Genomic DNA, 24,256 nt, shown 5'->3' on the forward strand with positions numbered 1-24,256 from the left:
TGGAAAAAATGAAGTAACTTTACATTCTCTTTTGTATTTAAAAAGTTAGAAAATTATATGTATTTAATTTTTGACACAGAAACAACCGGTTTACCAAAAAATTTCAACGCTCCGCTTTCAGATTCGGATAACTGGCCAAGAATGGTTCAGATTGCCTGGCAATTGCATGATGATGATGGGAATTTAATTGAAAACCAGGATTATATTATAAAACCTGAAGGGTATGATATTCCCTTCAACGCAGCCAGAATTCACGGAATTACCACCAAGATCGCCAACGATGAAGGGCGGGATCTTCAGGAGATCCTGGAAGAATTTTCCAAAGTGCTTGAAAGGGTAAGAGTAGTGTCCGGGCATAATGTGGAATTCGACTACAATATCGTTGGAGCTGAATTTTACAGAAAAAATTTAAAAGATAATTTACAGGAAAAGCCAAAGGCTGATACAATGATCTTGGGAACCGATTTCTGTCAGCTGGGAGGAGGTCGTGGAGGCCGTTTCAAACCCCCGAAACTTGAAGAGCTTTACGAAAAACTGTATGGGAATAAATTTGATGAAGCCCATAATGCAGCAGCCGACGTAAATGCCACAGCCAGAGCTTTCTTCGAAATGGTAAGAATTGGAGTGGTTCCCGCTGAAACATTGAAGATTTCAGAAGATCAGCTTGCTTATTTTAAGAGTCTTTACCCGGATCCCATCAAACCCTTCAATATTGTTATCAGAAGACAGGTTGCTGATTTCCATAACAAGAAAAAGCAGCAGGATTTCGGAAGTATTGATGAAATTGATCTTGGTAAATACTTCAACTTTAATAACCACAGTGTTTTTTCTACGCTGATGGCTACCTCAAGCATCAATGACCTGATTAAAAAAGCATCTGAAGAAAATTTCCCCGCTGTCGGAATGGTGGATCTCGGGAATATGATGGGAGCTTTTAAATTTGTTTCTGCAGTAGAAGGTGCCAATGGTGACAGAGCGAAAAAGCATAAAGAATACCTGGCAAAAAAACAGGAAGCAGAAGAGAACGGTACAGAATTCAATGAAACGGAACCTGTTTCCGAACCTCTGATTCCCGTAGTAGGCTGTGAATTTTATATTTCAGAACGTTATGAACAAAAGCAGTTTACCAAAGATGATCCTGACAGAAGGACGCAGGTGGTGCTCCTGGCAAAAGATTTTAACGGTTATAAAAATTTAGCAAAACTTTCAAGTATCGGATTCCTGAAAGGATTCTATTTCGGAGTTCCGAGGGTAAGCCGTGAGCTGATTGCTCAATATAAAGAAGGAGTCATTGCTCTGACTTCAGGAATTAATGGTGATATTCCCGATGCTATCCTGAATACGGGTGAGCAAAAAGGGGAGGAGCTGTTTAAATGGTGGAAAGATACTTTTGAGGATGATTTCTATGTACAGCTTCAAAATCATAAACTTCCTGAAGAAGAACACCTGAATGAGGTACTTTTGTATCTGGCAGATAAATATAATGTGAAGATCCTTGCCCAAAACGAGACCTTCTATTCCAATAAAGATGATGCCAATATCCAGGATATCGTAAGCTGTATCAAAGATGGGGAAAAGCTTACAACGCCTATCGGGAAAGGTTTTGGTAAAAGAAGAGGGCTGGCAACAGGTGAATATTACATCAAAAATTCGGATGAAATAAAAGAAGCTTTTCTGGCGTATCCTGATGCATTTGATGCCTATGAAGAATTTACCGCAAAATTTAAGCCTTATACCTTAAAAAGAGACGTTCTCCTTCCGAAGTTTGATATTCCTGAAGAATTTATCCATGCAGAAGATGAGGTAGACGGAGGAAAAAGAGGGGAGATGGCCTATCTTACACATTTGACGTATGAAGGGGCTAAAAAAAGGTATGATCCTTTTGGTGGGATTACTGATGAAATTAAAGAAAGACTCGACTTCGAGCTTGAAGTAATTGCCAACACCGGTTATCCGGGATACTTCCTTATTGTACAGGATTTCTGTAACGAAGCCCGTAATATGGGAGTCTGGGTAGGCCCGGGAAGAGGATCTGCTGCAGGATCTGCCGTTGCTTACTGTATCGGGATTACCAATGTGGACCCGATTAAATATGATCTCCTTTTTGAGAGATTCCTGAACCCGGAAAGGGTCTCGATGCCCGACATTGATATCGACTTTGATGATGAAGGCAGAGACCGGGTGATCAAATGGGTAATTGAGAAATACGGACAGAGCCAGGTGGCACAGATCATCACCTATTCGGTACTTGGTGGTAAATCTGCCATTAAAGATGCCGGAAGGGTACTGGATGTTCCGATTCCTGATACCAATAATATCGCCAAACTTATTCCTTCCACACCAGGGATGAATATAGCGAAAGCTTTGGCAAAATATGATAAATTGAAACCTGAAGAGCAGATGCTTGTCGATGAGATGAGGTATGTTCTTGAGAGTCCTGATGATGCCCGTCATGGTGTACTTGCCAGTGCAAAGAAGATGGAGGGCTGTATCAGAAATACAGGGATTCACGCCTGTGGGGTAATTATTACGCCGGAGGATGTAAGTAATCTTGTTCCGGTAACCATTGCTGCAAAAGATGCTGATATTCTGGTATCACAGTTTGATAACTCGGTGGCTGAAAGTGCCGGACTTCTAAAGATGGACTTCCTGGGGCTCAGAACACTTACGATCATCAAAGATGCTTTGAAACTCGTAAAAGCAAGATATGGAGTAGATATTGATCCGGATCTGATTCCGCTCGATGATACGAAAACCTATCAGTTGTTCAAAGAAGGAAGAACAGTCGGGATTTTCCAGTATGAAAGTCCCGGGATGCAAAAATACATGCGAGAGCTTAAGCCCACGGTTTTTGCCGACCTAATTGCGATGAATGCATTGTACCGTCCGGGACCGATCAAGTATATCCCGAACTTCATCAACAGGAAACATGGTATTGAGGAGATCGTCTATGACTTGCCGGAAACGGAAGAATACCTGAAGGAAACTTATGGTATTACCGTTTATCAGGAGCAGGTAATGCTTTTATCACAGAAACTGGCCAACTTTACAAAAGGTGAAGCCGATACGCTGAGAAAAGCGATGGGTAAAAAGCAGATTGATGTTCTGAATAAAATGTACCCTAAATTCATTGAAGGAGGACGTAAGAATAACCTGAATGAAGAAAGGCTGGAAAAAATCTGGAATGACTGGAAAGCCTTTGCCGAATATGCCTTCAACAAGTCTCACTCAACATGTTATGCATTTATTGCATATCAGACAGCTTATTTAAAAGCCAATTATCCGGCAGAATACATGGCGAGTGTGATGAGTAATAACATTAACAATACAGACTCTATTACCATGTTCATGGAAGACTGTAAGAGTATGGGAGTGGATGTATTAGGTCCGGATGTGAATGAATCCCAATATAAATTTTCGGTAAACGAAAAAGGACAGATCCGTTTCGGGCTGGGAGCTATCAAAGGAATCGGGGAAGGACCGAGTGAAGCAATTACCAGAGAAAGAGAAAACGGAAGATTTAAAAATATTTATGACTTCTTTGAGAGGATATTACCTTCCCAGATGAACAAAAGAGTGGCGGAAAGTTTAGTGCTTGCAGGAGCTTTTGATGAATTGGATTCCTTCCACAGAGGTCAGTATTTTGATATTGATATGGCAGGGAGAACCAATCTGGAAAGACTGATCAGATATGGACAGAGCTTCCAGGAAAGCAAGAATGAGATGGAGCATTCCCTGTTTGCAGATTTTGCGGAAGAAGTTCAGATCGAACAGCCTAAGCTGCCACCATGCCCGGAGTGGCCGAATATGCATAAACTGAATAAAGAAAAGGAAATCATCGGATTCTATCTTTCTGCCCATCCGCTGGATGAATTCAAGTATCAGTATCAGTTTATGCAGGGACAGCTGTCCAAAAAATCAGTGCTGGAAAAAGAGGATGAACAGAAAACAACGACTGATGAGACGCCGGTTTTAGAACAGGATTCACAGGATGATACGGTAGACCTTACCGAAATTGTGTCTGATGATATGGCAGCAGGAGAGGAGGAAGTTGTGGAAGAGATAACGAAGAAAGCTGAACCGAAAGGTAATTTCCTATTCCTGAACCTTGATGAGGTGGATGCCTACAAAGAACAGGCTTTTGCCAATAAGCAGGAAGAGTTGTTCGAAGAAAAGAAAAAAGACTGGAAAACGCTTCAGAAAGAAAGAGAAAATGGCGGTGGCGGTAAAGAATATACCGTTGCAGGGCTCATCACGGAATACAGGGTTCAGGATGGCTTCAGAAGTGGTGAAAAGGTTGCTTTTGTGACACTGGAAGACTATTCCGGTTCTTACTCATTCAGACTTGGAGATAGGGATTACATGCGATTGAAGGAAAAGCTGGAGGTTCAGAGGTTTGTTATTTTTAAAATAAAATTTGCCCAGGTAAAAGACGGAAGGGTTTTTGTGAATGTAAATGACGTTATAGAGCTCCAGGAAGCCTTTGAAAGATTTGCCAAAAGTATTTCTCTGGTCATGGATGTGATGGATGTAAGACCTGAAGACCTGGATTTCTTCAGAACGGTGCTGGAAAGGAACAAAGGAAATCAGAAGCTGAAGTTTTTCATTAAGAATGTAGAAGACGATTCCCATATTGAAGTACAGTCGATGAAACATTCCGTAGATCTGAACGGAGATCTCATCAAAGAAATTCAGTTACTGAATAAATATGAGTTCTATCTCAATTAAAAAGATAATATAACAATTTGAAAGAGTGGCTTTTTGCCGCTCTTTTTTTGTTTTTTGATCATCTGTAAATGAATTAGTCTATAAAATTTATCAGGAAATATATTATGTTAAGTTGAAGTTTTACATGTTTTTATCTTTTCTGATTATTTTTTTTAAATTGTTATAAATCAGTTGTTTATAATAATTATTACTATTGTGAAATATTAGTTAAAATTAAATAATTGTTTAATTTATTATAAATTAATTACTTTTTTTAGTGATTTTAATTTAATGATTTAATGTAAATTTTGATTTTTAATTGAATATTTACTTACATTTACCGCCCTAACTATTATTTGTTATTTATATGAAAAAACTTTTACTGTCGTGTCTGGCTTTTCTCAGTATGGAAGCCTATGCACAAACCAACGTTGCCAGCTATGCTTTCTCGAAAAGCACAGGGGTAGCTTATGTACCCATTACGGGAGGAACAAAATTATTTCCCACAGGAACCAACACTACTTACGATAATGAGGTTTCTACAGCCATTACGCTTTCATCACCTTTTAACTTCGGTGGTGTTGCCATGACAACCTGTTACGTGAGTGCCAACGGTTATATAACTTTTGGAGCCGCTCCGTCAGGTACAAACTATAGTCCTTTATCAACGGTAGGCACTACTACAGGTGCCATTTCTGCTTTTGGGCAGGATGGAGGTTTTAGTGCATCGGATACTACACAGCCGGCAGGGAATCATGAGGTAAGATATGAAGATCTAGGTACCGAATTCGTTGTACAATGGCAGGATCATGCGAATTATCATAACAGAGCTACAGAAAGGCTGAACTTCCAAATCCGTCTTGTGTACGCTACCGGAGAAATAAAAATTATCTATGGAAACTGTACAGATCCGGGAACAGCTAGTTCCGGCACAACTCCACAGGTAGGGATTAGAGGAGCCAACAATACCTTTGCAACCAATGTAAGTGCTCTGATGATTGGGAATACACCGTCCGGAACCACTTGTGACTGGTCCAAAGCTGTTACCGGGAATGCCAACAGCAGTACTATGCTCTTTTCCGGTGGTGCAAACGCCAATGTTAAAATCCCGGCGGGATTACAATACTCATGGACCCCGGGGACACTATTGCCGGTAAGAACTTTTTCAGCAACCAATGCAATAACCAATGTGGGAGCTACTGTAAACTGGACTGCCCCAACGGGAGCTACTGCTTATAATGTTCAATACAGAGTTTTAGGAAACTGCGATTGGACTGACTTCAGTGGAAATCCGGTTGCCGCTACCTCTGCCTCTATTACAGGTTTGACACAAAATACAACCTACCAGGTACAGGTTCAGGCCTTAAACGGGGGTGAACAGGCAATGTATTCTCATATCCCGAATTTAGCAGGAACCGGGAACGGATATGCTACTGCAGGATCTTTCACAACTGCTTTTAACTGTTCAGTTGCTACAACAGGGCTTACCTCGTCAGGATTAACTCCGGAAGCAGCAACGATTAACTGGACAGCTTCTGCTACGCCTCCGGGAAGTGGATATGAATACTATTATTCTACATCATCTACTGCCCCGGGAATATCTACCACACCTTCAGGTTCTGTGGGAGCAGGTGCAATTTCTGCTAATTTATCAGGTCTGAATCCTTCTACTCAATATTATTATTGGGTAAGGGCAAATTGTAACGGAACAGATAAAGGGCAATGGTCCAGCTCTGCAAACTTTACAACATTAGGGCTTTGTCCTACAGTAACGGCCCCTGCATCCGGTGCATCCGGAGTAAGTACCACTCCTACAATAACATGGAATGCAATTAATGGTGCTGCCGGTTACAAATTAAAAGTAGGAACAACTTCAGGTGGTAATGATATTCTTGATACTGATATTACAGGTGGTTCTAATAATACTTATACCTTAGGTACCGCTTTAAATAATGCAACTACCTATTATTATTCTGTATCAGCATATACGGCCAATATTTCAGGTCCTGCCACGGCATGTACAGTGAGATCATTCTTTACTGCATGTGTATCTACCGGTTTACCTTATACATTAGATTTTGATAACGTTACAACGCCGGCCTTACCTACGTGTACAACGGTAATTAATAGTGGTTCAGGAAACCTTTGGAAGACAGCCACTGCTCCAAGCGGATTTACAGGTAAAGTTCTTAATTATTCATACAATACCAGTAGTGCGGCAAATACTTGGTTCTTTACACAAGGTCTTAATCTTACGGCAGGAGTGAGCTACCGTATAAAATACAAATACGCCAATTCATCAGGAGCGGTTTATGCGGAAAAAGTAAAAGTAGCCTACGGAACTTCAGCCACTGCTACTGATATGACAAATACAATAGCAGATCACTCAAGTATTACCACAGGCGGGGTTCCTACAAGTACCTTTACAGATTTTACACCGGCTGCGTCAGGAGTATATTATTTCGGTTTCCAGGCTTATTCTGCAGCAGATATGAATCAGATCTATATTGATGATATTAATATCGCTGTTACACCTACTTGTTTTGAGCCTTCAAATGTTGTAGTTTCTGCTATTACAACTTCGGGAGCAGATGTGGCCTGGACGGCACCTTCACTGGTACCGGGCAGCGGATATGAATATTATTATTCTACAACCAATACAGCTCCTACTGCAGCAACTTCTGCTTCAGGAAGCAGCACTACAACTTCAGCACAATTGTCTGGTTTATTGCCGGGAACGATTTATTATCTATGGATCAGATCCGTATGTGGAGCTTCTGATAAGAGTGTCTGGACGCCAGTACAGGTATTTACTACGAACTGTGTTCCGGCACAGACCTATTCGCAAAACTTTGACAGTACAACTGTTGATTCACTTCCTCCATGCTGGACAAGCATAGGATCTAATCTTGGCTACGCAAAAGTAATCGCTTATACTGGAACTGTAGCAAGTGCTCCTAATGCCCTATATCTTTATACAAGCGGTTCAAGTATAGGTATGGTGTCTACTCCTGATTTGGTAGGTTTAGATAGCAATAATGCGATGATCAGCTTCAAAGGAAGAGCTAATTCTACTGCTAATGGAACTGTTCAGATTGGTTATTTAACAGACCCTGCGAATACTTCAAGCTTTGTTGTACTAGGTACCTATACAGCAACAAGTACTACAGCACTGAATGATTATTCATTAAACATCACAGGAGTTCCTGCCGGAGTTACTAAACTTGTGTTTAAGCATACCGGATCAAGTGCATATAGCCTGTTGATTGATGATTTCGTATATCAGCTCGGAAACCTGTCTACTTCAGAAGTAGCGGCTGCTAAAAATGAAATTAAAGTTTACCCTAATCCATTCTCTGATGTATTGAATATTTCAGACGCTTCCAAAGTAAAATCAGTTTCTGTTGTTGACGCTGCGGGAAGATTGGTGAAGACCATCGAAAACCCTTCTGCTGTACTTCAATTGAGAGATCTTAAAGAAGGAATGTATTTAGTAGTACTGAATATGAATGACGGAACAAAGCAAACCGTTAAAGCAATCAAAAAATAATTAATCACTTGAATAAAAAAGGAAAGACGGATCATTTTGATCCGTCTTTTTTTTGTTAAAAAAATAAGCAAAATTCTTTTCCCTTCTTTTATATTACTTTTTATATAGTTGTATTTATCATTCATTTATCACTTATCAGGTACAGGCTGTATATCTCCTGTATTCATAAGGTCAAAAACAGTAGGGAAGAACATTACTAGTATAAAGTAGATAATGATCATCAGCACTATGAGTGCAAAGAGAATGACTACTAAACTATTCGGTTTGTTTTTCTTTTTTGGTTCCATGATTTTTGTGGTATTTTGGTGAATAAATTACACTTATACCAAATATCAAGCTAATTTCTTGCCACACTGTTTGCAGTACCTTGCATCATCATCAATATCTTCGTTACCACATTGGTCACATACCTTTTCAAGATTTTGCCTTTTATTGCGCATTTCAGCAGTAACGATCCCGGTGGGAACTGCAATAATAGAGTAACCTGCCAGCATCAGGACTACTGCAAAAAATTTTCCCATAGGAGTAATAGGGGAGACATCTCCATAGCCTACGGTGGTTACTGTTACTACAGCCCAGTAAATGGATTGTGGTATGGTTTCAAATCCAGGCCTGCCTCCTTCTACCATAAACATAAGTGAACCTACAATGACTGAAAATATAATAAGAAACAAAAGGAAAATATAGATCTTCCTTGAGCTGTTCTTTAAAGCCCGTACAATGAGGTAACCGTCATTCATAAAGTCCAGCAGGTTAAAGATCCTGAAAATTCTCAGCATTCTCAGCATCCTGAAGATCAGAAAATATTTGGTGACCGGAAAGAAAAAGCTAAGAAAGAAGGGAGCGAGGGCAAGAAAGTCTATGATTCCCATAAAACTGAAAATATAGCTTCTTTTATTCTTTACCACAGCGATCCGCATAGAATATTCGAGAGTGAAAAAAATGGAGATGATCCATTCAAGAACCAGAAAAGTGTAATGAAATCTTTTGTCAAGCTGAGGAACACTTTCCATCATGATAATGGCCGTGCTTACAAGAATTAAGGATAATAATATGATGTCGAACAGTTTTCCGAGCTTCGTATCTGAGCGATAAATTATTCGATAAAGGAATCTTTTCCAAAGAATGTCCTCAGGAATAAGATTGTGTTCTTTCTCCATTTGCATAGGGTTATTTCACAGCGAAGTTAATAAATTATATAAAGACAAGGGTAAATATATGATTGTTAAAAGAATTTTGCAAATGTTAAAACTTTTTTCATCATTAAAATGTGAATTATATAGAGTTAATTTACTGATTTTTAATATCTTGTATTTAGTAAAATACGGATAAAATATGACATATAAAAATTTATTTTTTAACATTTTTTTAATTGTTGTTTGTAATTTTATTTCTACAAAAGCATTATATCATGAGAAAATTTTTAACCTTGTTTATCCCGATTTTAATGTACAGTTTTCTATCTGGACAGGTTGGGATTAATACTACGTCTCCGAACGGAGCAACAGTATTAGATATTGCTTCCAATCAGAAAGGTGTTTTAATTCCCCGTCTTACGGATAACGACAGAGATACTAATCTGGCTGATAACGATGCATCTACAGTACCACCTGCAGGTATGCCGAATGCTAATCTTACTGCAGGAACCCTTATTTTTAATACGACAACGAATAACTTCCAGTATTGGGACGGTACCCTCTGGAGACAGCTTTTTGTTCCCACATCTTCTCAGGCTGGTAACGACGGTGTCGTTAAAATCAATTCTGGAAACGCAAATGTAAAACCCTCATTCAGTTTAAGTGCAGCAGGAAGCGGCTATGGCCCAAGACAACAGGTATTTTATGCCACACCATTGGTTTTTGCGGCAAGCCCTACCACAAGCTGGCCGGAAACTACAGTTCCTTTTCCCGGAGTAACCAGTAATATCTATATCTCGGCAACCGGTAAATGGAGAGAAAATGAAATTAACGGACAGGTTCATGTTTGGAGAGTCATCGCAACAATCACTCCAGGATCTAACTCTTCGGGATCCGTAAAGGCCACTTTTAAAAATCCTGATTCAGGTTTTGAAATTAATTCCATTCAATTAGTACCAAGTGGTTCAAGTGGAACAGGTAATATTCTTACCTTTTATTTCTATACCATTGCAGACCCTGCAAGTCTTGATCCGGGAAGAGGTTATCAGCTTTTTATGGAATCTGATATAAGCTGTGGTGTAGTAGTAGATTCATTTACAAGAGTATCTTTGTTTAAAGATTAAAGTTTTTGATTTCATATTAGGTTCAAACCGGTTGTCTCATACCGGTTTTTTTATTGTAAAGAATTTTCCGGAGAATTTTACTAAAATTAATATCTTCGCTGTACTGTAAAATAGAGACGTATGAAGCTAAGAACTGTAATTGCCAGGATTGAAGAAGAAATCAGTATCAGACAGGCCGAGGATTTTGATAATGTAGGATTATTATGCGGAGTTCCCGACCGTGATGTGTCCGGAATTTTAGTGTGCCATGATGCCCTGGAAAATGTGGTGGAGGAAGCCATGGAAAGAAACTGCAACCTGATTGTATGTTTTCATCCCATTATATTTTCCGGCCTGAAATCTTTGACCGGGAAAAACTATGTAGAAAGAGCAGTTTTAAAAGCCATTGAAAATAAAATTGCAATTTATGCTGTTCATACAGCGTTTGATAACGATTTCTTTGGAGTCAATCACGGTATTTGCAGCCAGTTGGGATTAAAGAATAGGAAGATTCTTCAGCCTAAGGAAAATAACCTGAAACAGCTTACTGTTTTTGTACCGAAAGAATATTCTGAAAAAGTAAAAGAAGCAATGTTTTCAGCCGGAGCAGGAAATATCGGATTTTATGATGAATGCAGCTTCACCGTTAATGGAAACGGTACCTTCAGACCCATTGAAGGCTCAAATCCGTTTTCCGGACAGCAGAACATCCGTGAGAATGCAGATGAAAATATGATTTCAGTGATTTTTGAAAGCCATAAGGAAGGTCAGATTGTAGGAGTGATGAAAGCTGCCCATCCCTACGAAGAAGTCGCTTATCAGATATACAGTCTGGATAACAAAAACCATCATGCAGGATTAGGAATGTATGGTGAACTGGAAGAAGAAATGGACGAAAGAGATTTCTTAAAACTGGTGAAGGAAAAATTCGGACTCGAAGTGATCAAACACTCGGCGTTCAACAATAAAAAAATCAAAAGAGTAGGGGTGCTTGGCGGATCCGGGGCCAGCGGGATAAGAGCTGCAGCTTCCAGGAAATGTGACGCTTACCTTACCGGAGATCTTAAATATCACGACTATTTTCTCGCTGAGTCTAAAATGCTGATCTGTGATATAGGACATTATGAATCAGAACAATTTGTAAGTCAACAATTATTTGAAATTTTATCACAAAAATTTAGTACATTTGCAATTTCAAAATCTATTGAAAAAACAAACCCAGTAAATTATTTCATTTAAATATGGCAAAAACCAACGATATTTCAGTTGAAGAAAAATTAAGAGCTTTATACGATTTACAGATCATTGATTCAAGATTGGATGAAATCCGAAATACTAGAGGAGAATTGCCAATTGAAGTTGAAGATCTTGAAATCGAGATTGAAGGTCTTGAGAAAAGAGCTGAAAAATTTCATGCAGACATCAAAGATCAGGAAGATCAGATCAAAACGAAGCATGAAGTAATCAACCATGCAAAAACTCTAATTGAGAAATACAAATCTCAGCAGGATAATGTAAGAAACAATAAAGAATTTGAAGCATTAGGAAAAGAAATGGAATTCCAGGATCTGGAAATTCAGCTTGCTGAAAAAAGAATTAAAGAATTCGGAGCTAAAATCGCTCACAAAAACGAAACTTTAAGCGAACTGAACGCTAAGATCAACGACCTGAAAAATCACCTGAAATTCAAGAAAGAAGAATTGGAAGGATTGATTTCTGAAACTCAGAAAGAAGAAGAGTATCTTCTGGAGCAGTCTAAAGAATTCGCTGGTAAAATTGACGAGAGATTATTAGCTTCTTACAACAGAATCAGAACAAACTCTATCAACGGTCTTGCAGTAGTAGGATTGGAAAGAGGAGCTCCGAAAGGATCTTTCTTTACGATTCCACCTCAAAAGCAAATGGAAATCGCTCAGAGAAAGAAAATCATTATTGATGAGCACTCTGGAAAAATCCTTGTTGATGACGAGTTGGTAATGGAAGAAAACGAAAAAATGAAGTCTGTAATTAAATTCTAATTATTGATTTTAAATCATACAAAAGCTGTTTCATTTTGAGACAGCTTTTTTGTTTTGTTGAAACACAAGTTACACAAATGCTTTCACAAATAACACAGATGCTTTTTATAAATACTGTTAATTGTCTTATAGCAGTTTTTTGTCATTCCGACGACGGAGGAATCTCTACATAGTAGCATAAAAATGCGGGGTTGGATTCCTACGGAATGACAAGGATTGTGTTAAAAAAATCTGCGTCATCAGCAAAATCCGTGAGAGAATAAAAATTCAATAGAAACGGGCTTTAGCCCGTTTTTTTAATAAACAAAACCCATTGGCTTTAGCCAAAACCTAGTAATCACTATGAAACCTATAAAAAAACCGCCTCAAAATAAAGCGGTTTATATTTTATTTAATCCTGATGCTCATACATCTTATTATAAAGCGCTATAAACTTCTCTTTTACGGCTTTTCTCTTCAGTTTTAACGTTGGAGTAAGCAATCCGGTTTCAATACTCCATACCTCTGGAGTAAGCTCAATCTTTTTGATTTTCTCCCAGTTGCCAAGATGTTCATTGATTCCGTCAATTTCTTTTTCAATTCTCTGCTTCAATTCTGTACTCTTTGCAATTTCTTCCGGCGTAGAACCGATGTTAAGGTTATTTCTCATCGCCCAGCTTTTGGCAAATTCAAAATCAGGCTGTACCAGGGCACATGGCATTTTTTCACCATCACCTACTACCATGATCTGTTCAATGAATTTTGAGGCTTTGGCCAAATTCTCAATGGTTTGAGGGGCAATATATTTTCCGCCGGATGTTTTGAACATTTCCTTCTTACGGTCGGTGATCTGTAAAAAACCATCACTGTCGATATGGCCTATATCTCCGGTTTTAAAGAATCCATCTTCGGTAAACGCTTCTTTGGTCATTTCTTCGTTTTGGAAATATCCTTTGAATACGGATGGACCTTTTACGGTAATTTCACCATCTTCCTGGATTTTTACCTTTAAATTATCCAATGGAATTCCTACCGTACCTACTTTCATTTTCTCAAAACTGTTTACGGAAATTACCGGCGAGGTTTCTGTTAAACCATACCCTTCCAGAATAGGAATTCCGGCATTCTGAAACATTAAATTAAGCCTTGTAGACAATGCTGCAGATCCGGAAACCAGAGTCACGATCTCACCACCCAAACCTTCTCTCCATTTGGAAAAAACCAGTTTATCAGCAATGATTTCCTGAAGCCCTGAAGGTTTTGAAATGGTTTTCTTTTTGGAGATCAAGTTTAATGCCCAGAAGAATATTTTTGATTTTAATCCTCCTGCAGAAGAACCTGTATTATAAATCTTATCGTATACCTTTTCTACCAGTCTTGGAACTACCGTCATATAATGTGGTTTCACTTCTTTCACGTTTTCACCCATTTTTTCAATGCTTTCAGCAAAATAGAGAGAAAAACCGTTGTACTGGTAAAGGTAAAACAGCATTCTTTCAAAAATATGGCAGATAGGAAGGAAGCTCAGTGCCCTTGTTTCTTTATAGTCCAGGCTTCTTTTCTTCGGAATTCTCGGAATGGAGCCCAGAACGTTGGAAACGATATTATTATGGGTAAGCATTACCCCTTTAGGTCTTCCCGTCGTTCCGGAAGTATAAATAATAGTAGCCAGATCTTCGGTATTGATGGCATTGGAAAGGTCATCCACTTCAATCTGTGTGGATTCATCTTTTCCAAGATCCAGGATTTCTCTCCAGTTGGCAGCCCCGCTGATGTTGTCAAAAGTAAAAATTCCCTGCAGACTCGGAATATTATGCTTTACTTTCATCACTTTATTCAAAAGCTCCTTATCAGAGACAAAGCAGTACTGAATTTCGGCATTATTGAAGATAAATTCATAATCTTCCGGAGAAATACTTGGATAAACCGGTACGGAAACGACTCCAATCTGGGAAAGTCCGAAATCCATAATAGCCCATTCCGTACGGGAATTGGTCGTAATCAGAGCAATCTTATCCCCGGGTTTTATGCCCAGCTTCAGCAACCCCCTGGATATCTTATTTCCCTCATTGATAAACTCCTGCGTAGAAGTTTTTTTCCATTCACCATGATATTTGGTTACAAACATATCCGTTTTAGGATATTTCTCTAAAGCGTAGTGTGGAATATCGAATAATCTCTTGATCGTCATGATTTTTTAAATAATTTATAAAGAAATCTAAATATAAGCATTTTTTTTAATTGTAGACCTCTGATTGTAATAAATGAAAATTAGTTAAATGCTTACCATAGCATCTTCTATCAAAAAGAAGGCCGTAAACAGGAATTGTGGAGTTATTTTAAGCCGGATTACCTAATCTCCATCCTGTAAAATATGTAGTTTCTATCCTGCAATATGAGCTCCGGAGCCTGCATCTTAAACCCCTTCAACATACCGTTTTCGCTGCTTCTAATTTAATTTTTTCAGATTTGCTTAAAAAGTGTAAATTTACGGCTATCTAATTATTTTTTTTATGGACTTTAATTTATCGGAAGAACAGCTGATGATTCAGCAGGCGGCAAGAGACTTTGCACAAAACGAACTATTACCTGAAGTGATTGAAAGAGACCGTGACCAGAAATTCCCTGTAGAGCAGGTGAAGAAAATGGGAGAAATGGGTCTTTTGGGAATGATGGTGGATCCAAAATACGGCGGTGCAGGTATGGACAGTGTTTCTTACGTGCTGGCAATGGAGGAAATTGCAAAAGTGGATGCTTCTGCAGCTGTTGTAATGTCTGTAAACAACTCATTGGTTTGTGCCGGTCTTGAAAAATTTGCTTCTGAAGAGCAAAAAGTAAAATATCTTACTCCTCTTGCAAGCGGGCAGGTAATCGGAGCTTTTGCATTATCTGAGCCGGAAGCAGGTTCTGATGCAACTTCTCAGAAAACAACTGCTGAAGATAAAGGAGATTACTACCTTTTGAATGGTATTAAAAACTGGATCACAAACGGTGGTACAGCTTCTTATTATATCGTAATTGCTCAGACTGATCCTGAGAAAAAACACAAAGGAATCAATGCTTTCATCGTAGAAAGAGGATGGGAAGGTTTTGAAATCGGACCGAAAGAAGACAAACTGGGAATCAGAGGAAGTGATACACACTCTTTGATCTTCAACAACGTAAAAGTACCAAAAGAAAACAGAATCGGTGAAGACGGATTCGGGTTCAATTTTGCGATGGCTGTATTGAACGGAGGAAGAATAGGAATCGCTTCTCAGGCTTTAGGAATTGCTTCCGGAGCTTACGAACTGGCATTGAAATATGCTAAAACAAGAAAAGCTTTCAAAACAGAAATCATCAACCACCAGGCAATTGCCTTCAAACTGGCTGATATGGCAACTCAGATCACCGCAGCAAGAATGCTTTGCTTCAAGGCTGCATGTGAAAAAGATGCAGGAAAAGATATCTCTGAAAGCGGAGCTATGGCAAAATTATATGCTTCTCAGGTAGCAATGGATACTACCATTGAGGCTGTACAGATTCACGGTGGATACGGATATGTGAAAGAATACCACGTAGAAAGATTAATGAGAGACGCAAAAATCACTCAGATCTATGAAGGAACTTCTGAAATCCAGAAAATCGTGATCTCCAGAAGTATCGCAAAATAAACATTTTAAAACACACTGCTTATGAAAAAATCTTTGTGGATCACCCTAGGTGTCGTACTGCTATTGTTAGGAGTATTTGTATGGTATAAATATTACTTCGTCTTTGGCGAAGGAGTGAAATCCGGATACCTGAATTATGCCATGAAAAAAGGCTATATCTTCAAAACTTATGAAGGTAAACTGATTCAGGAAGGTTTTGGAAAAGGAAAAACAGGAGGTCTTACAAGCTACGAGTTTGAGTTTTCTGTAGATGACCCGGAAGTTTTCAAACAACTGGAAACCAATAGTGGTAAAACCTTTGATCTCCATTACAAAGAATACAATGGTGCTCTTCCTTGGAGAGGAAACACAAAGTTTGTAGTAGACAAAGTAGTGAATATGAAATAAAACAAATAAGGCTCTCAGTTGAGGCCTTATTTTTACACCAAATCACAAAATATTAATATATGAAATAAAAATTTCCGGGTTCATATCGAACTTCGCATGGTAACGAAAATTCTTTGCCTGATAAAATTAATAAAAGAATTGATTATAAATGCTAAAAAGCATTAAAAAAATATTAAAAAAATTCATCACAGATGCTGAACTTTGAAAATCTATGGTGAATTTTTAACCGGGGATGTTTTTGTTTCTTTTTTTATAAAAATAATATCCGATTCCTCCGATCAGAAATAACGGCCACAATGGTAGAATAAACAGGAAAACGGATGTGATAACGTCCCAGCCTGATTCAATGGCAGCCAGTGATTTTCCTCCGAAAGTTTTAGGCTCTTTTTCAGCTCCCTTTTTATCCAGAATACTTACATTGATACTGCAGATTGTATTGTCTGCATACTGACGGCCCGAAACCTGGATGTCTCTGGTTTCAATATCCCCGATATTACTGTTTAAAGCTTCCATTAGACCATCAAAATGCTGGATAGGCACCTTAATATCCATGCTGTACATTTTCTGATCTTCTTCACGGCGATTCGCAGACTCTATATACGAAAGGTTTTCACTTTTAATATAGCCGTTTTTTCTGATGGCTTCTTCCCGGATTATTTCCTTTACCGTTTCAGCATTATCTGCCTTTACAGAAATGTAGCCTGATTTTACCATTCTGTCCTTCAGTTCATAGCTGTCATTTTTTGGCTTATCCTTGTAAACAATTTTGGTTTCTTTGATTACTTTTGGAGCAGGAACATTCACCACAATCTTTTCCGCTTTTTTTTCCGCTGAATCTTTTTTCTCAATTTTAGATTCCAGTTTTGTAGAAGCGATCTTGTCAGACAGGGAATCTACCATTTTGGAGGTAGTTTCTATTTTCTCCTGAATATCATTTTTAGTATTTTCAAAATCTTTTATTTTAATGCTGGCAGAGTCAAGGGCCATGTCTGCAGTTTTGCTTGCGTGATCAATAGCATCGGTGGCTACTGCAGAAGCACTGTCTATAGAATTTGATACCTCTTCAAACTTGGCAGTTTGCTTTTGACACATAATAAATGTACTTGATATAGCAACTAGTAATACGAACTTTTTCATAATGTTGATTTTTGATGAAGTAAAATTAGAGTGGAAGTTCTTGTAAAGATTGTAAATAGAATGTATTGTGCTGGTAAAATAGTAACTAATTTATCTTCAATGTTTTGTATTTGTTTTACAAAAGATTTACAAAAGCTTTCTTCATTTTTATAATGTTACAACAATAAAGTTTTATGCTTTATTACAAAGCTTTGGCTGCGAGGAATTTCTCTGGTTTGGAGTTAATTTTAAACCATTAAGGAGAATGAAGGTTTTAAGATAAGTTAAGGTGGGAAATCAAAGGTTTTTAAGTTGTAATTTTTAAAAGCAAAGCTCCTTCTTAATATTCTTATCTGCTTAATTCTTTTTAATGTTCCAATAATAAGAAAATCATAAATTTTCAAAACTTCTGTGTACTTCTTATGCGGTGCAGTTGTGAACTTACTTACGTGAACTAAAGTGTTTAAAAAACTTTGTGACTTTGTGGTTAAACAATATTTTTAACCATTAAGGAGAATGAAAATTTTAAGATAAGTTAAGGTGAAAAATCAAAGATTTTTAAGTTGTAACTTTTAAAGCAAGCTTCTTCTTAATATTCTTATCTGCTTAATTTTTCTTAATGTTTCAATAATAAGAAATCATAGATTTTCAAAACTTCTGTGTACTTCTTATGCGGTACAGTTGTGAACTTACTTACGTGAACTAAAGTGTTTAAAAAACTTTGTGACTTTTGTGGTTAAACAATATTTTTAACCATTAAGGAGAATGAAAATTTTAAGATAAGTTAAGGTGGAAAATCAAAATTTTCTTTAGCTGTAACCCTTAAAGCGAAAGCTTCTTCTTAATATTCTTATCTTCTTAATTTTTCTTAATGTTTCAATAATAAAAAAATCCGCAGAAAAATTTCTACGGATTTATATATATCAGCGATTTCGCCTGTTATTAATTGTCTCTGAACTCACTGATGAAGTGCAGTTTCACATTCGGGAATTTCTCCTGCGTCATATGAATGGTAAACGAGGAGTCTGCAAGGAATACCAATTGATTGTATTTATCTCTCGCCAGGAATCTTTGTTTTAATCTTGCAAATTCTTTGAATTCTTCAGATTTTTCATCAGCCTCCACCCAACATGCTTTATGCATTGAAAGAGGTTCATAAGTACATTTTGCCCCGTATTCATGCTCTAGACGATATTGGATAACCTCGTACTGAAGGGCTCCTACAGTTCCGATGATCTTCCTTCCGTTCATTTCCAGGGTAAACAGCTGTGCAACACCTTCATCCATCAGCTGATCAATACCTTTGGCCAATTGCTTAGCCTTAAGCGGATCATTATTATTGATATAACGGAAATGCTCTGGAGAGAAGCTTGGAATCCCTTTGAAGCTAAGCTTTTCACCTCCGGTCAGCGTATCACCGATTCTGAAACTTCCCGTATCATGAAGGCCAACGATATCTCCGGGGAAACTTTCTTCCACCACCTCTTTTTTATCAGCAAAAAATGCATTAGGAGAGGAGAATTTCATCTTTTTACCTTCTCTTACCAACAGGTAGTTCTCATTTCTTTTGAAAGTTCCGGAAACAATTTTTACGAAAGCAAGTCTGTCTCTGTGTTTCGGGTCCATATTCGCATGGATCTTGAATACAAATCCTGTGAATGTACTTTCTTCGGGTTTTACTACACGGGTATCACTTTCTTTTGGCTGCGGCATTGGAGCAATATCGATGAAAGCATCCAATAATTCACGAACTCCAAAGTTGTTCAAAGCTGAACCGAAGAAAACAGGCTGTAAATCACCTTTCATATAATCTTCACGGTTAAATTCAGGGTAAACCGACTGAACCAGGTCAAGCTCTTCTCTTAAAGTACCGGCAGCTTTTTCTCCGATAACTTCGTCTATTGAAGAATCGTTAATATCATCAAATTTAATAGAATCCCCAACCTTCTGTTTTTTCTCTTCCAGGAACAGCTGGATATTGTTTTCCCAGATATTATAAATCCCCTGGAAATCGCTTCCCATACCAATAGGTAAAGAAAGAGGACAAACCGTTAACCCTAATTTTTGTTCCACTTCATCCAAAAGATCGAAGGCATCTTTCCCCTCACGGTCAAGCTTATTGATGAATACCAGCATTGGGATGTTTCTCATTCTGCACACCTGAACCAGTTTTTCAGTCTGTTCCTCAACCCCTTTTGCCACGTCAATCACTACAATTACTGAATCTACAGCCGTTAAAGTTCTGTACGTATCTTCTGCAAAATCTTTGTGACCGGGTGTATCCAGTATGTTGATCTTGTGGTCTCTATATTCAAAAGCCAATACGGAAGTTGCTACGGAGATTCCTCTCTGTCTTTCAATTTCCATAAAGTCGGAGGTCGCTCCTTTTTTTATTTTGTTGGATTTTACCGCACCGGCTTCCTGAATGGCACCCCCGAAAAGAAGTAACTTTTCTGTAAGAGTTGTTTTTCCGGCATCCGGGTGGGAAATGATCCCGAAGGTCTTTCTTTTTTGTATTTCTTTGATTAAGTCTGACATATCGTATTTTGAAGTTGCAAAAATCGTGATTTTTTATGAGGTTTTCAAATTTAAATTACGACAATGATTTCAGGATCGCACGCCAGGGGATAAGAATGATGGAGAATGGTATTTATTTTTGCTTACACTAAGGTTTTTATAATAACTATGAAAGCATAGATCACTGCCAAAACAACAAGCAGAAAAAACGCAGCCATGATATATTCAAAAGTGCCCCATTCATTGGCAGGAGGATGTTCAGTAGTGAGACTGTATTGTTCGATGGTCTGCCGGCCTATTTCCAGATCGGGGCGAAAGCGTTGTACACCTTTCAGAAAATGACGGTACAGCTCATATTGGTTGCTGAGAATGACATATTCAAAATTGAAGTCGATATTTTTCAATATCATTTCGCCTGTTTTATCCCGCAGGAAAACGATTAAAGTTATTTTGCCGTATTTTACAGTTTGGGTGTTGCGTACATAAATATCTGCTGATGAGCTTTTGGAATGCTGCAGTTCACTGTATAAAACGGTATCTACAATATGATTCCGGCTGTTGTAAAAGGTAGCCCCTTCTTCATTAATCATGACTTTCCGTATTTTTTGTTTTCTCCGGTATGTGAAAGACATGATCAATGCTGTGCAGCAAAATATCAAAAGAATCTGTGCAATCACAATAATAATAAACATTCCGATGTCGTCATTCCAGCGTCTGAAAATAATGTCAAAGACAGAGCCAATGACGGCAATAATCAAAACGATACTCAGCCAGATTATTCCTGTTATAAAGTAGGTAAAAAGTTTATTGATCTTAGATTCTAAAGTCCCGAACTTTTCTGTCATTTTCATTTGATTTTATAATAAAAAAACAATTCCGGTTATCATTGCACAAATAATAAGTGCCGTTAAAATTAAAAGCCAGCCTCCTAATGAAGTTCCTTTTTTATTGACCTCCCATGTATTGGGAGCAATAGAAAAAGTTTTAAGAGCCATAGAATCTATTTTTAAATCAGGACGGAAAACGGAAATTCCATGTAGGAAATGAGCGTATAAAGTAAATTTATTTTTAACGACACGAAGAGAAAGATTCATATCAATACGTCTTGTTGCTTTTTCTATTTTATCAGGTCTTACGGTGACCTCAAGTAACGGAGCAATGCTTCCTCCCACAGGTGTTACTGTATACACATCAAAATTTTGACTTGAAATCTGAAGCTCTGCATAAAGAATTTGATCTGTAATTTCATTTTTCGCATTATAAAACAGAAGCCCATGATCATTAATAACGATTTTACAGGCAATTTTTTTTCTCTTCACAATGTAAGAGTTAACAGCCGGAACTAAAATCAGAAGCGAAATTCCCCAGCAGACCAGTGCAGGATAAAGCATCTGATCCCATCCTTTTTTATAAATTCCGTAAACAGGTCCAAGTACAAAAAGCAGCAATAGAGAAAAAGGGAGCCCGAATAATGTCAGATTCAAAATAAGCGTAGAAAACCTGCTGATCGTAGATTCAACAGTCGGAAATGAAAATTTTGTATTAGATTGGATAGTATTCATGGCAGAGGAGCGAATTTAAGTATTTTCTTTTTTAGTTGCCTGTCGCAGGCAAAAAAATTATCTTTGTTTCTATAAACCCTTACAGAGAAAAGAATGGAAAATAGCAGATATCCGAAGTTTACGTTCACATGGCTGGGCGCTGTGACTTTGGTGGTTGGATTATTTGTGGGAACTATGGCTGTTTCTTTATTCAGCACTTTTTGGAAAGTTGTTTTCAAAGAAAATCTGGAGCTTAAAGACTGGTTTCTTATGGTGGCCAATTCTGTCGGTTTTCTTACTGCTATTGCTTTTTTTGACTTTTTTATTGTGAGACGTACGACGAATATGAAGCTTAATTTCAATTTCTCGTCAGTCAATTTTTATACCTATCTCCTTGTTTTTCCCATGATGGCAGGGATGATGTTTATTTCAGAGTTTATTACAGCTCAGATTCCTACTTCAGGGCCTTTTTTCGGAGAGTTTTATGATTATTTCGTACAGCTCATGAATCAGCTGACTGATGATCCGGTTATCATGCTTATCATGACGGTCATTATGGCTTCCATCTTTGAAGAAATTATTTTCAGGGGGATTATTCAGAAAGGACTTATCAATAAAGGTGTTAAGCCGTGGAAAGCTATTTTATATGCTTCTGTTATTTTTGGAGTCGTTCACGGAAATCCATGGCAGTTTATCAGTGCGGTAATGCTGGGATATGTACTGGGGCTGGTATATTATAAAACAAAATCTTTATTGGTACCGATGCTGCTGCATGGTTTTAATAATCTTACCCTTTCACTACTGGTGATTTATGGGAAAAATGAAAGCTTTGCAAAAGCATTTAATGTGTCAGAATGGATGATACTGGCAGTAGGAATAGTACTTTTTTCTTTGTTCTATTACCTTTTTATGAAGAAATATAAAGTACATTATGCAGAAATTTAATCTGTCAGAGCAAAAAAGTAAAATTGAAAATGAATATAGAAATGGAATTATTAGTAGCTACACACAACGAACATAAAAAAGAAGAAATTCAGCAGATCCTGGGCAGTGACTGTAAAGTGAAAAGTCTTACGGATTATAATATCCACGAGGAAATTGTAGAAGACGGAGACTCTTTTCATGCCAATGCCCTGATCAAAGCAAAATACTGTTTCGAAAAAACAGGAATTCCAAGCTTGGGCGATGACAGTGGTTTGGTAGTGGAATCTTTGGACGGAAGACCCGGGATATTCTCTGCCCGTTATGCCGGAGATCATGATTTTGCCAAAAATATTGAAAAAGTATTGATGGAAATGCAGGGAGTAGAGAACAGAAAAGCCTATTTCGTTACAGTTCTTTGCTATTACGATGAAAACGGAGCTCAGTATTTTGAAGGAAGGGTACACGGAAATCTGCTGACAGAAAACAAAGGCTTCAAAGGATTCGGATATGATCCTATTTTCGTTCCTGAAGGATATGACAAAACTTTTGCAGAAATGAATCCTGAAGACAAAAATAAGATCAGCCACCGTAAGCAGGCATTAGATCTGTTCATGGATTTTTTAAAAGTGACAGATTAAGTTTAACAATAAAGGAGAAATTCCTGTTTAGATTTTCTGTCGTACATTTGCTACAATAAACTATTGATTTGAGTACTTATTTAACGATATTAGGCTTTAATTCAGCAATTCCAACTATTAATTCGTCACCAACAGCCCAGCTGCTGGAGATGGAAGAAAGGCTTTTTCTGATCGATTGCGGAGAAGGTACACAGGTACAGCTGAGAAAAGCAAAGGCAAGATTTTCAAAGATCAATCATATTTTTATTTCCCACCTTCATGGGGATCATTGTTTCGGGCTTCCGGGGCTTATTGCTTCGTTCCGTCTTTTAGGAAGAGACAACCCGTTGCATGTTTACGGTCCGAAAGGAATTAAAAAAATGCTGGAAACGATTTTTCAGATCACGGAAACCCATCGAGGCTTTGAAGTGGTCTATCACGAGCTGGATAAGGATTATTCTGAAAAGATCTACGAAGACAACAGGGTAGAGGTATATACCATTCCTCTGGATCACAGAATTTATTGCAACGGTTATCTTTTTAAAGAAAAACCGAAAGACAGACATCTTAACATGAAAGAGATCGCTAAATACAGCGAGATTGAAACCTGTGATTATCACAATATCAAGGCAGGAAAAGATTTTGTATTAAGTGACGGCTATGTTCTGAAAAATGAAGTACTAACGGTAGACCCTGCTCCGTCAGTATCCTATGCATTCTGCAGTGATACCCGTTATCTGGAAAGTGTTATTCCGATTATTAAGAATGCTACGGTTCTTTACCATGAATCCACCTTTTTGCATGATCTGAAGGAAATGGCTGATTATACAGGGCATACAACGGCATTGGAAGCCGCAATGATTGCTCAGAAAGCACAGGTAGGAAAGTTGATTCTGGGACATTTTTCTAACCGGTATGCTGATCTGACTGTATTTACCGATGAGGCAAGAAATGTCTTTCCCAACTCTTACCTGCCCAAAGCGTTGGAAAGCGTAAAGATTTCATAAG

17 protein-coding genes are annotated in these 24,256 nt (G+C 38.0%); 10 read left to right on the forward strand and 7 right to left on the reverse strand.

Annotated elements, in window-relative coordinates:
- The first annotated feature begins 57 nt into the window (after positions 1 to 57).
- Together dnaE and ACTJJF_RS15745 are read left to right on the forward strand one after the other, a co-directional pair.
- Positions 58 to 4,728, forward strand: coding sequence for a DNA polymerase III subunit alpha (gene dnaE, locus ACTJJF_RS15740; protein ID WP_440700246.1), 4,671 nt, complete (start codon positions 58 to 60; stop codon positions 4,726 to 4,728).
- 346 nt (positions 4,729 to 5,074) lie between these two features.
- Positions 5,075 to 8,257 (forward strand): fibronectin type III domain-containing protein, encoded by a 3,183-nt coding sequence (locus ACTJJF_RS15745; protein WP_440700247.1) that lies wholly within the window; start codon positions 5,075 to 5,077, stop codon positions 8,255 to 8,257.
- 128 nt (positions 8,258 to 8,385) lie between these two features.
- Here the strand turns inward: ACTJJF_RS15745 and ACTJJF_RS15750 are convergent, their stop codons facing one another.
- Positions 8,386 to 8,544 carry a hypothetical protein gene (locus tag ACTJJF_RS15750; protein WP_165602486.1) on the reverse strand — a complete coding sequence of 53 codons (159 nt, stop codon included), beginning with the start codon at positions 8,542 to 8,544 and terminating at the stop codon, positions 8,386 to 8,388.
- A gap of 45 nt (positions 8,545 to 8,589) precedes the next feature.
- Positions 8,590 to 9,417: an ion transporter gene (locus ACTJJF_RS15755; RefSeq protein WP_312299804.1), complete on the reverse strand. Its 828-nt coding sequence runs from the start codon at positions 9,415 to 9,417 to the stop codon at positions 8,590 to 8,592.
- Between the two features lie 251 nt (positions 9,418 to 9,668).
- Here ACTJJF_RS15755 and ACTJJF_RS15760 point away from each other — a divergent pair, with 251 nt between their 5' ends.
- From ACTJJF_RS15760 to ACTJJF_RS15770, 3 genes are all read left to right on the forward strand, one after another.
- Positions 9,669 to 10,517, forward strand: coding sequence for a hypothetical protein (locus ACTJJF_RS15760; protein WP_312299802.1), 849 nt, complete (start codon positions 9,669 to 9,671; stop codon positions 10,515 to 10,517).
- A 120-nt stretch (positions 10,518 to 10,637) separates the two neighbouring features.
- Positions 10,638 to 11,735: a Nif3-like dinuclear metal center hexameric protein gene (locus ACTJJF_RS15765; RefSeq protein ID WP_312299800.1), complete on the forward strand. Its 1,098-nt coding sequence runs from the start codon at positions 10,638 to 10,640 to the stop codon at positions 11,733 to 11,735.
- A gap of 2 nt (positions 11,736 to 11,737) precedes the next feature.
- Complete coding sequence (locus tag ACTJJF_RS15770) at positions 11,738 to 12,514, forward strand: zinc ribbon domain-containing protein (RefSeq protein ID WP_066693517.1); 777 nt, start codon at positions 11,738 to 11,740, stop codon at positions 12,512 to 12,514.
- A 391-nt stretch (positions 12,515 to 12,905) separates the two neighbouring features.
- On the opposite strand, the gene ACTJJF_RS15775 is transcribed toward ACTJJF_RS15770, so the two are convergent.
- Complete coding sequence (locus ACTJJF_RS15775; RefSeq protein ID WP_440700248.1) at positions 12,906 to 14,684, reverse strand: AMP-dependent synthetase/ligase; 1,779 nt, start codon at positions 14,682 to 14,684, stop codon at positions 12,906 to 12,908.
- Between the two features lie 322 nt (positions 14,685 to 15,006).
- Here ACTJJF_RS15775 and ACTJJF_RS15780 point away from each other — a divergent pair, with 322 nt between their 5' ends.
- Together ACTJJF_RS15780 and ACTJJF_RS15785 are read left to right on the forward strand one after the other, a co-directional pair.
- A complete protein-coding gene (locus tag ACTJJF_RS15780; RefSeq protein ID WP_312299792.1) occupies positions 15,007 to 16,146 on the forward strand; it encodes an acyl-CoA dehydrogenase in 1,140 nt (379 codons plus the stop codon).
- 21 nt (positions 16,147 to 16,167) lie between these two features.
- A complete protein-coding gene (locus ACTJJF_RS15785; RefSeq protein ID WP_065397125.1) occupies positions 16,168 to 16,533 on the forward strand; it encodes a hypothetical protein in 366 nt (121 codons plus the stop codon).
- Between the two features lie 222 nt (positions 16,534 to 16,755).
- Here ACTJJF_RS15785 and ACTJJF_RS15790 read toward each other — a convergent pair whose 3' ends face one another.
- The 4 genes from ACTJJF_RS15790 to ACTJJF_RS15805 all read right to left on the reverse strand — a co-directional run bounded on the left by ACTJJF_RS15790 (position 16,756) and on the right by ACTJJF_RS15805 (position 21,728).
- Positions 16,756 to 17,670 carry a DUF4349 domain-containing protein gene (locus ACTJJF_RS15790; RefSeq protein WP_440700249.1) on the reverse strand — a complete coding sequence of 305 codons (915 nt, stop codon included), beginning with the start codon at positions 17,668 to 17,670 and terminating at the stop codon, positions 16,756 to 16,758.
- Positions 17,671 to 18,591: 921 nt separating this feature from the next.
- Positions 18,592 to 20,187 carry a peptide chain release factor 3 gene (locus ACTJJF_RS15795; RefSeq protein ID WP_312299784.1) on the reverse strand — a complete coding sequence of 532 codons (1,596 nt, stop codon included), beginning with the start codon at positions 20,185 to 20,187 and terminating at the stop codon, positions 18,592 to 18,594.
- Positions 20,188 to 20,309: 122 nt separating this feature from the next.
- A complete protein-coding gene (locus ACTJJF_RS15800; protein WP_440700250.1) occupies positions 20,310 to 21,011 on the reverse strand; it encodes a hypothetical protein in 702 nt (233 codons plus the stop codon).
- A 12-nt stretch (positions 21,012 to 21,023) separates the two neighbouring features.
- Positions 21,024 to 21,728 (reverse strand): hypothetical protein, encoded by a 705-nt coding sequence (locus tag ACTJJF_RS15805; RefSeq protein ID WP_440700251.1) that lies wholly within the window; start codon positions 21,726 to 21,728, stop codon positions 21,024 to 21,026.
- Positions 21,729 to 21,821: 93 nt separating this feature from the next.
- Here ACTJJF_RS15805 and ACTJJF_RS15810 point away from each other — a divergent pair, with 93 nt between their 5' ends.
- The 3 genes from ACTJJF_RS15810 to ACTJJF_RS15820 all read left to right on the forward strand — a co-directional run bounded on the left by ACTJJF_RS15810 (position 21,822) and on the right by ACTJJF_RS15820 (position 24,255).
- The gene (locus ACTJJF_RS15810) at positions 21,822 to 22,652 is read left to right on the forward strand and encodes a CPBP family intramembrane glutamic endopeptidase (RefSeq protein WP_312299778.1); all 831 of its coding nucleotides are present in this window, start codon (positions 21,822 to 21,824) and stop codon (positions 22,650 to 22,652) included.
- Positions 22,653 to 22,693: 41 nt separating this feature from the next.
- A complete protein-coding gene (gene rdgB / locus ACTJJF_RS15815) occupies positions 22,694 to 23,269 on the forward strand; it encodes an RdgB/HAM1 family non-canonical purine NTP pyrophosphatase (RefSeq protein ID WP_409514643.1) in 576 nt (191 codons plus the stop codon).
- 68 nt (positions 23,270 to 23,337) lie between these two features.
- Positions 23,338 to 24,255 (forward strand): ribonuclease Z, encoded by a 918-nt coding sequence (locus ACTJJF_RS15820; RefSeq protein WP_440700252.1) that lies wholly within the window; start codon positions 23,338 to 23,340, stop codon positions 24,253 to 24,255.
- Position 24,256 lies beyond the last annotated feature (1 nt).

Source organism: Chryseobacterium sp. 22458 (assembly GCF_052044975.1).
Lineage (GTDB): Bacteria > Bacteroidota > Bacteroidia > Flavobacteriales > Weeksellaceae > Chryseobacterium.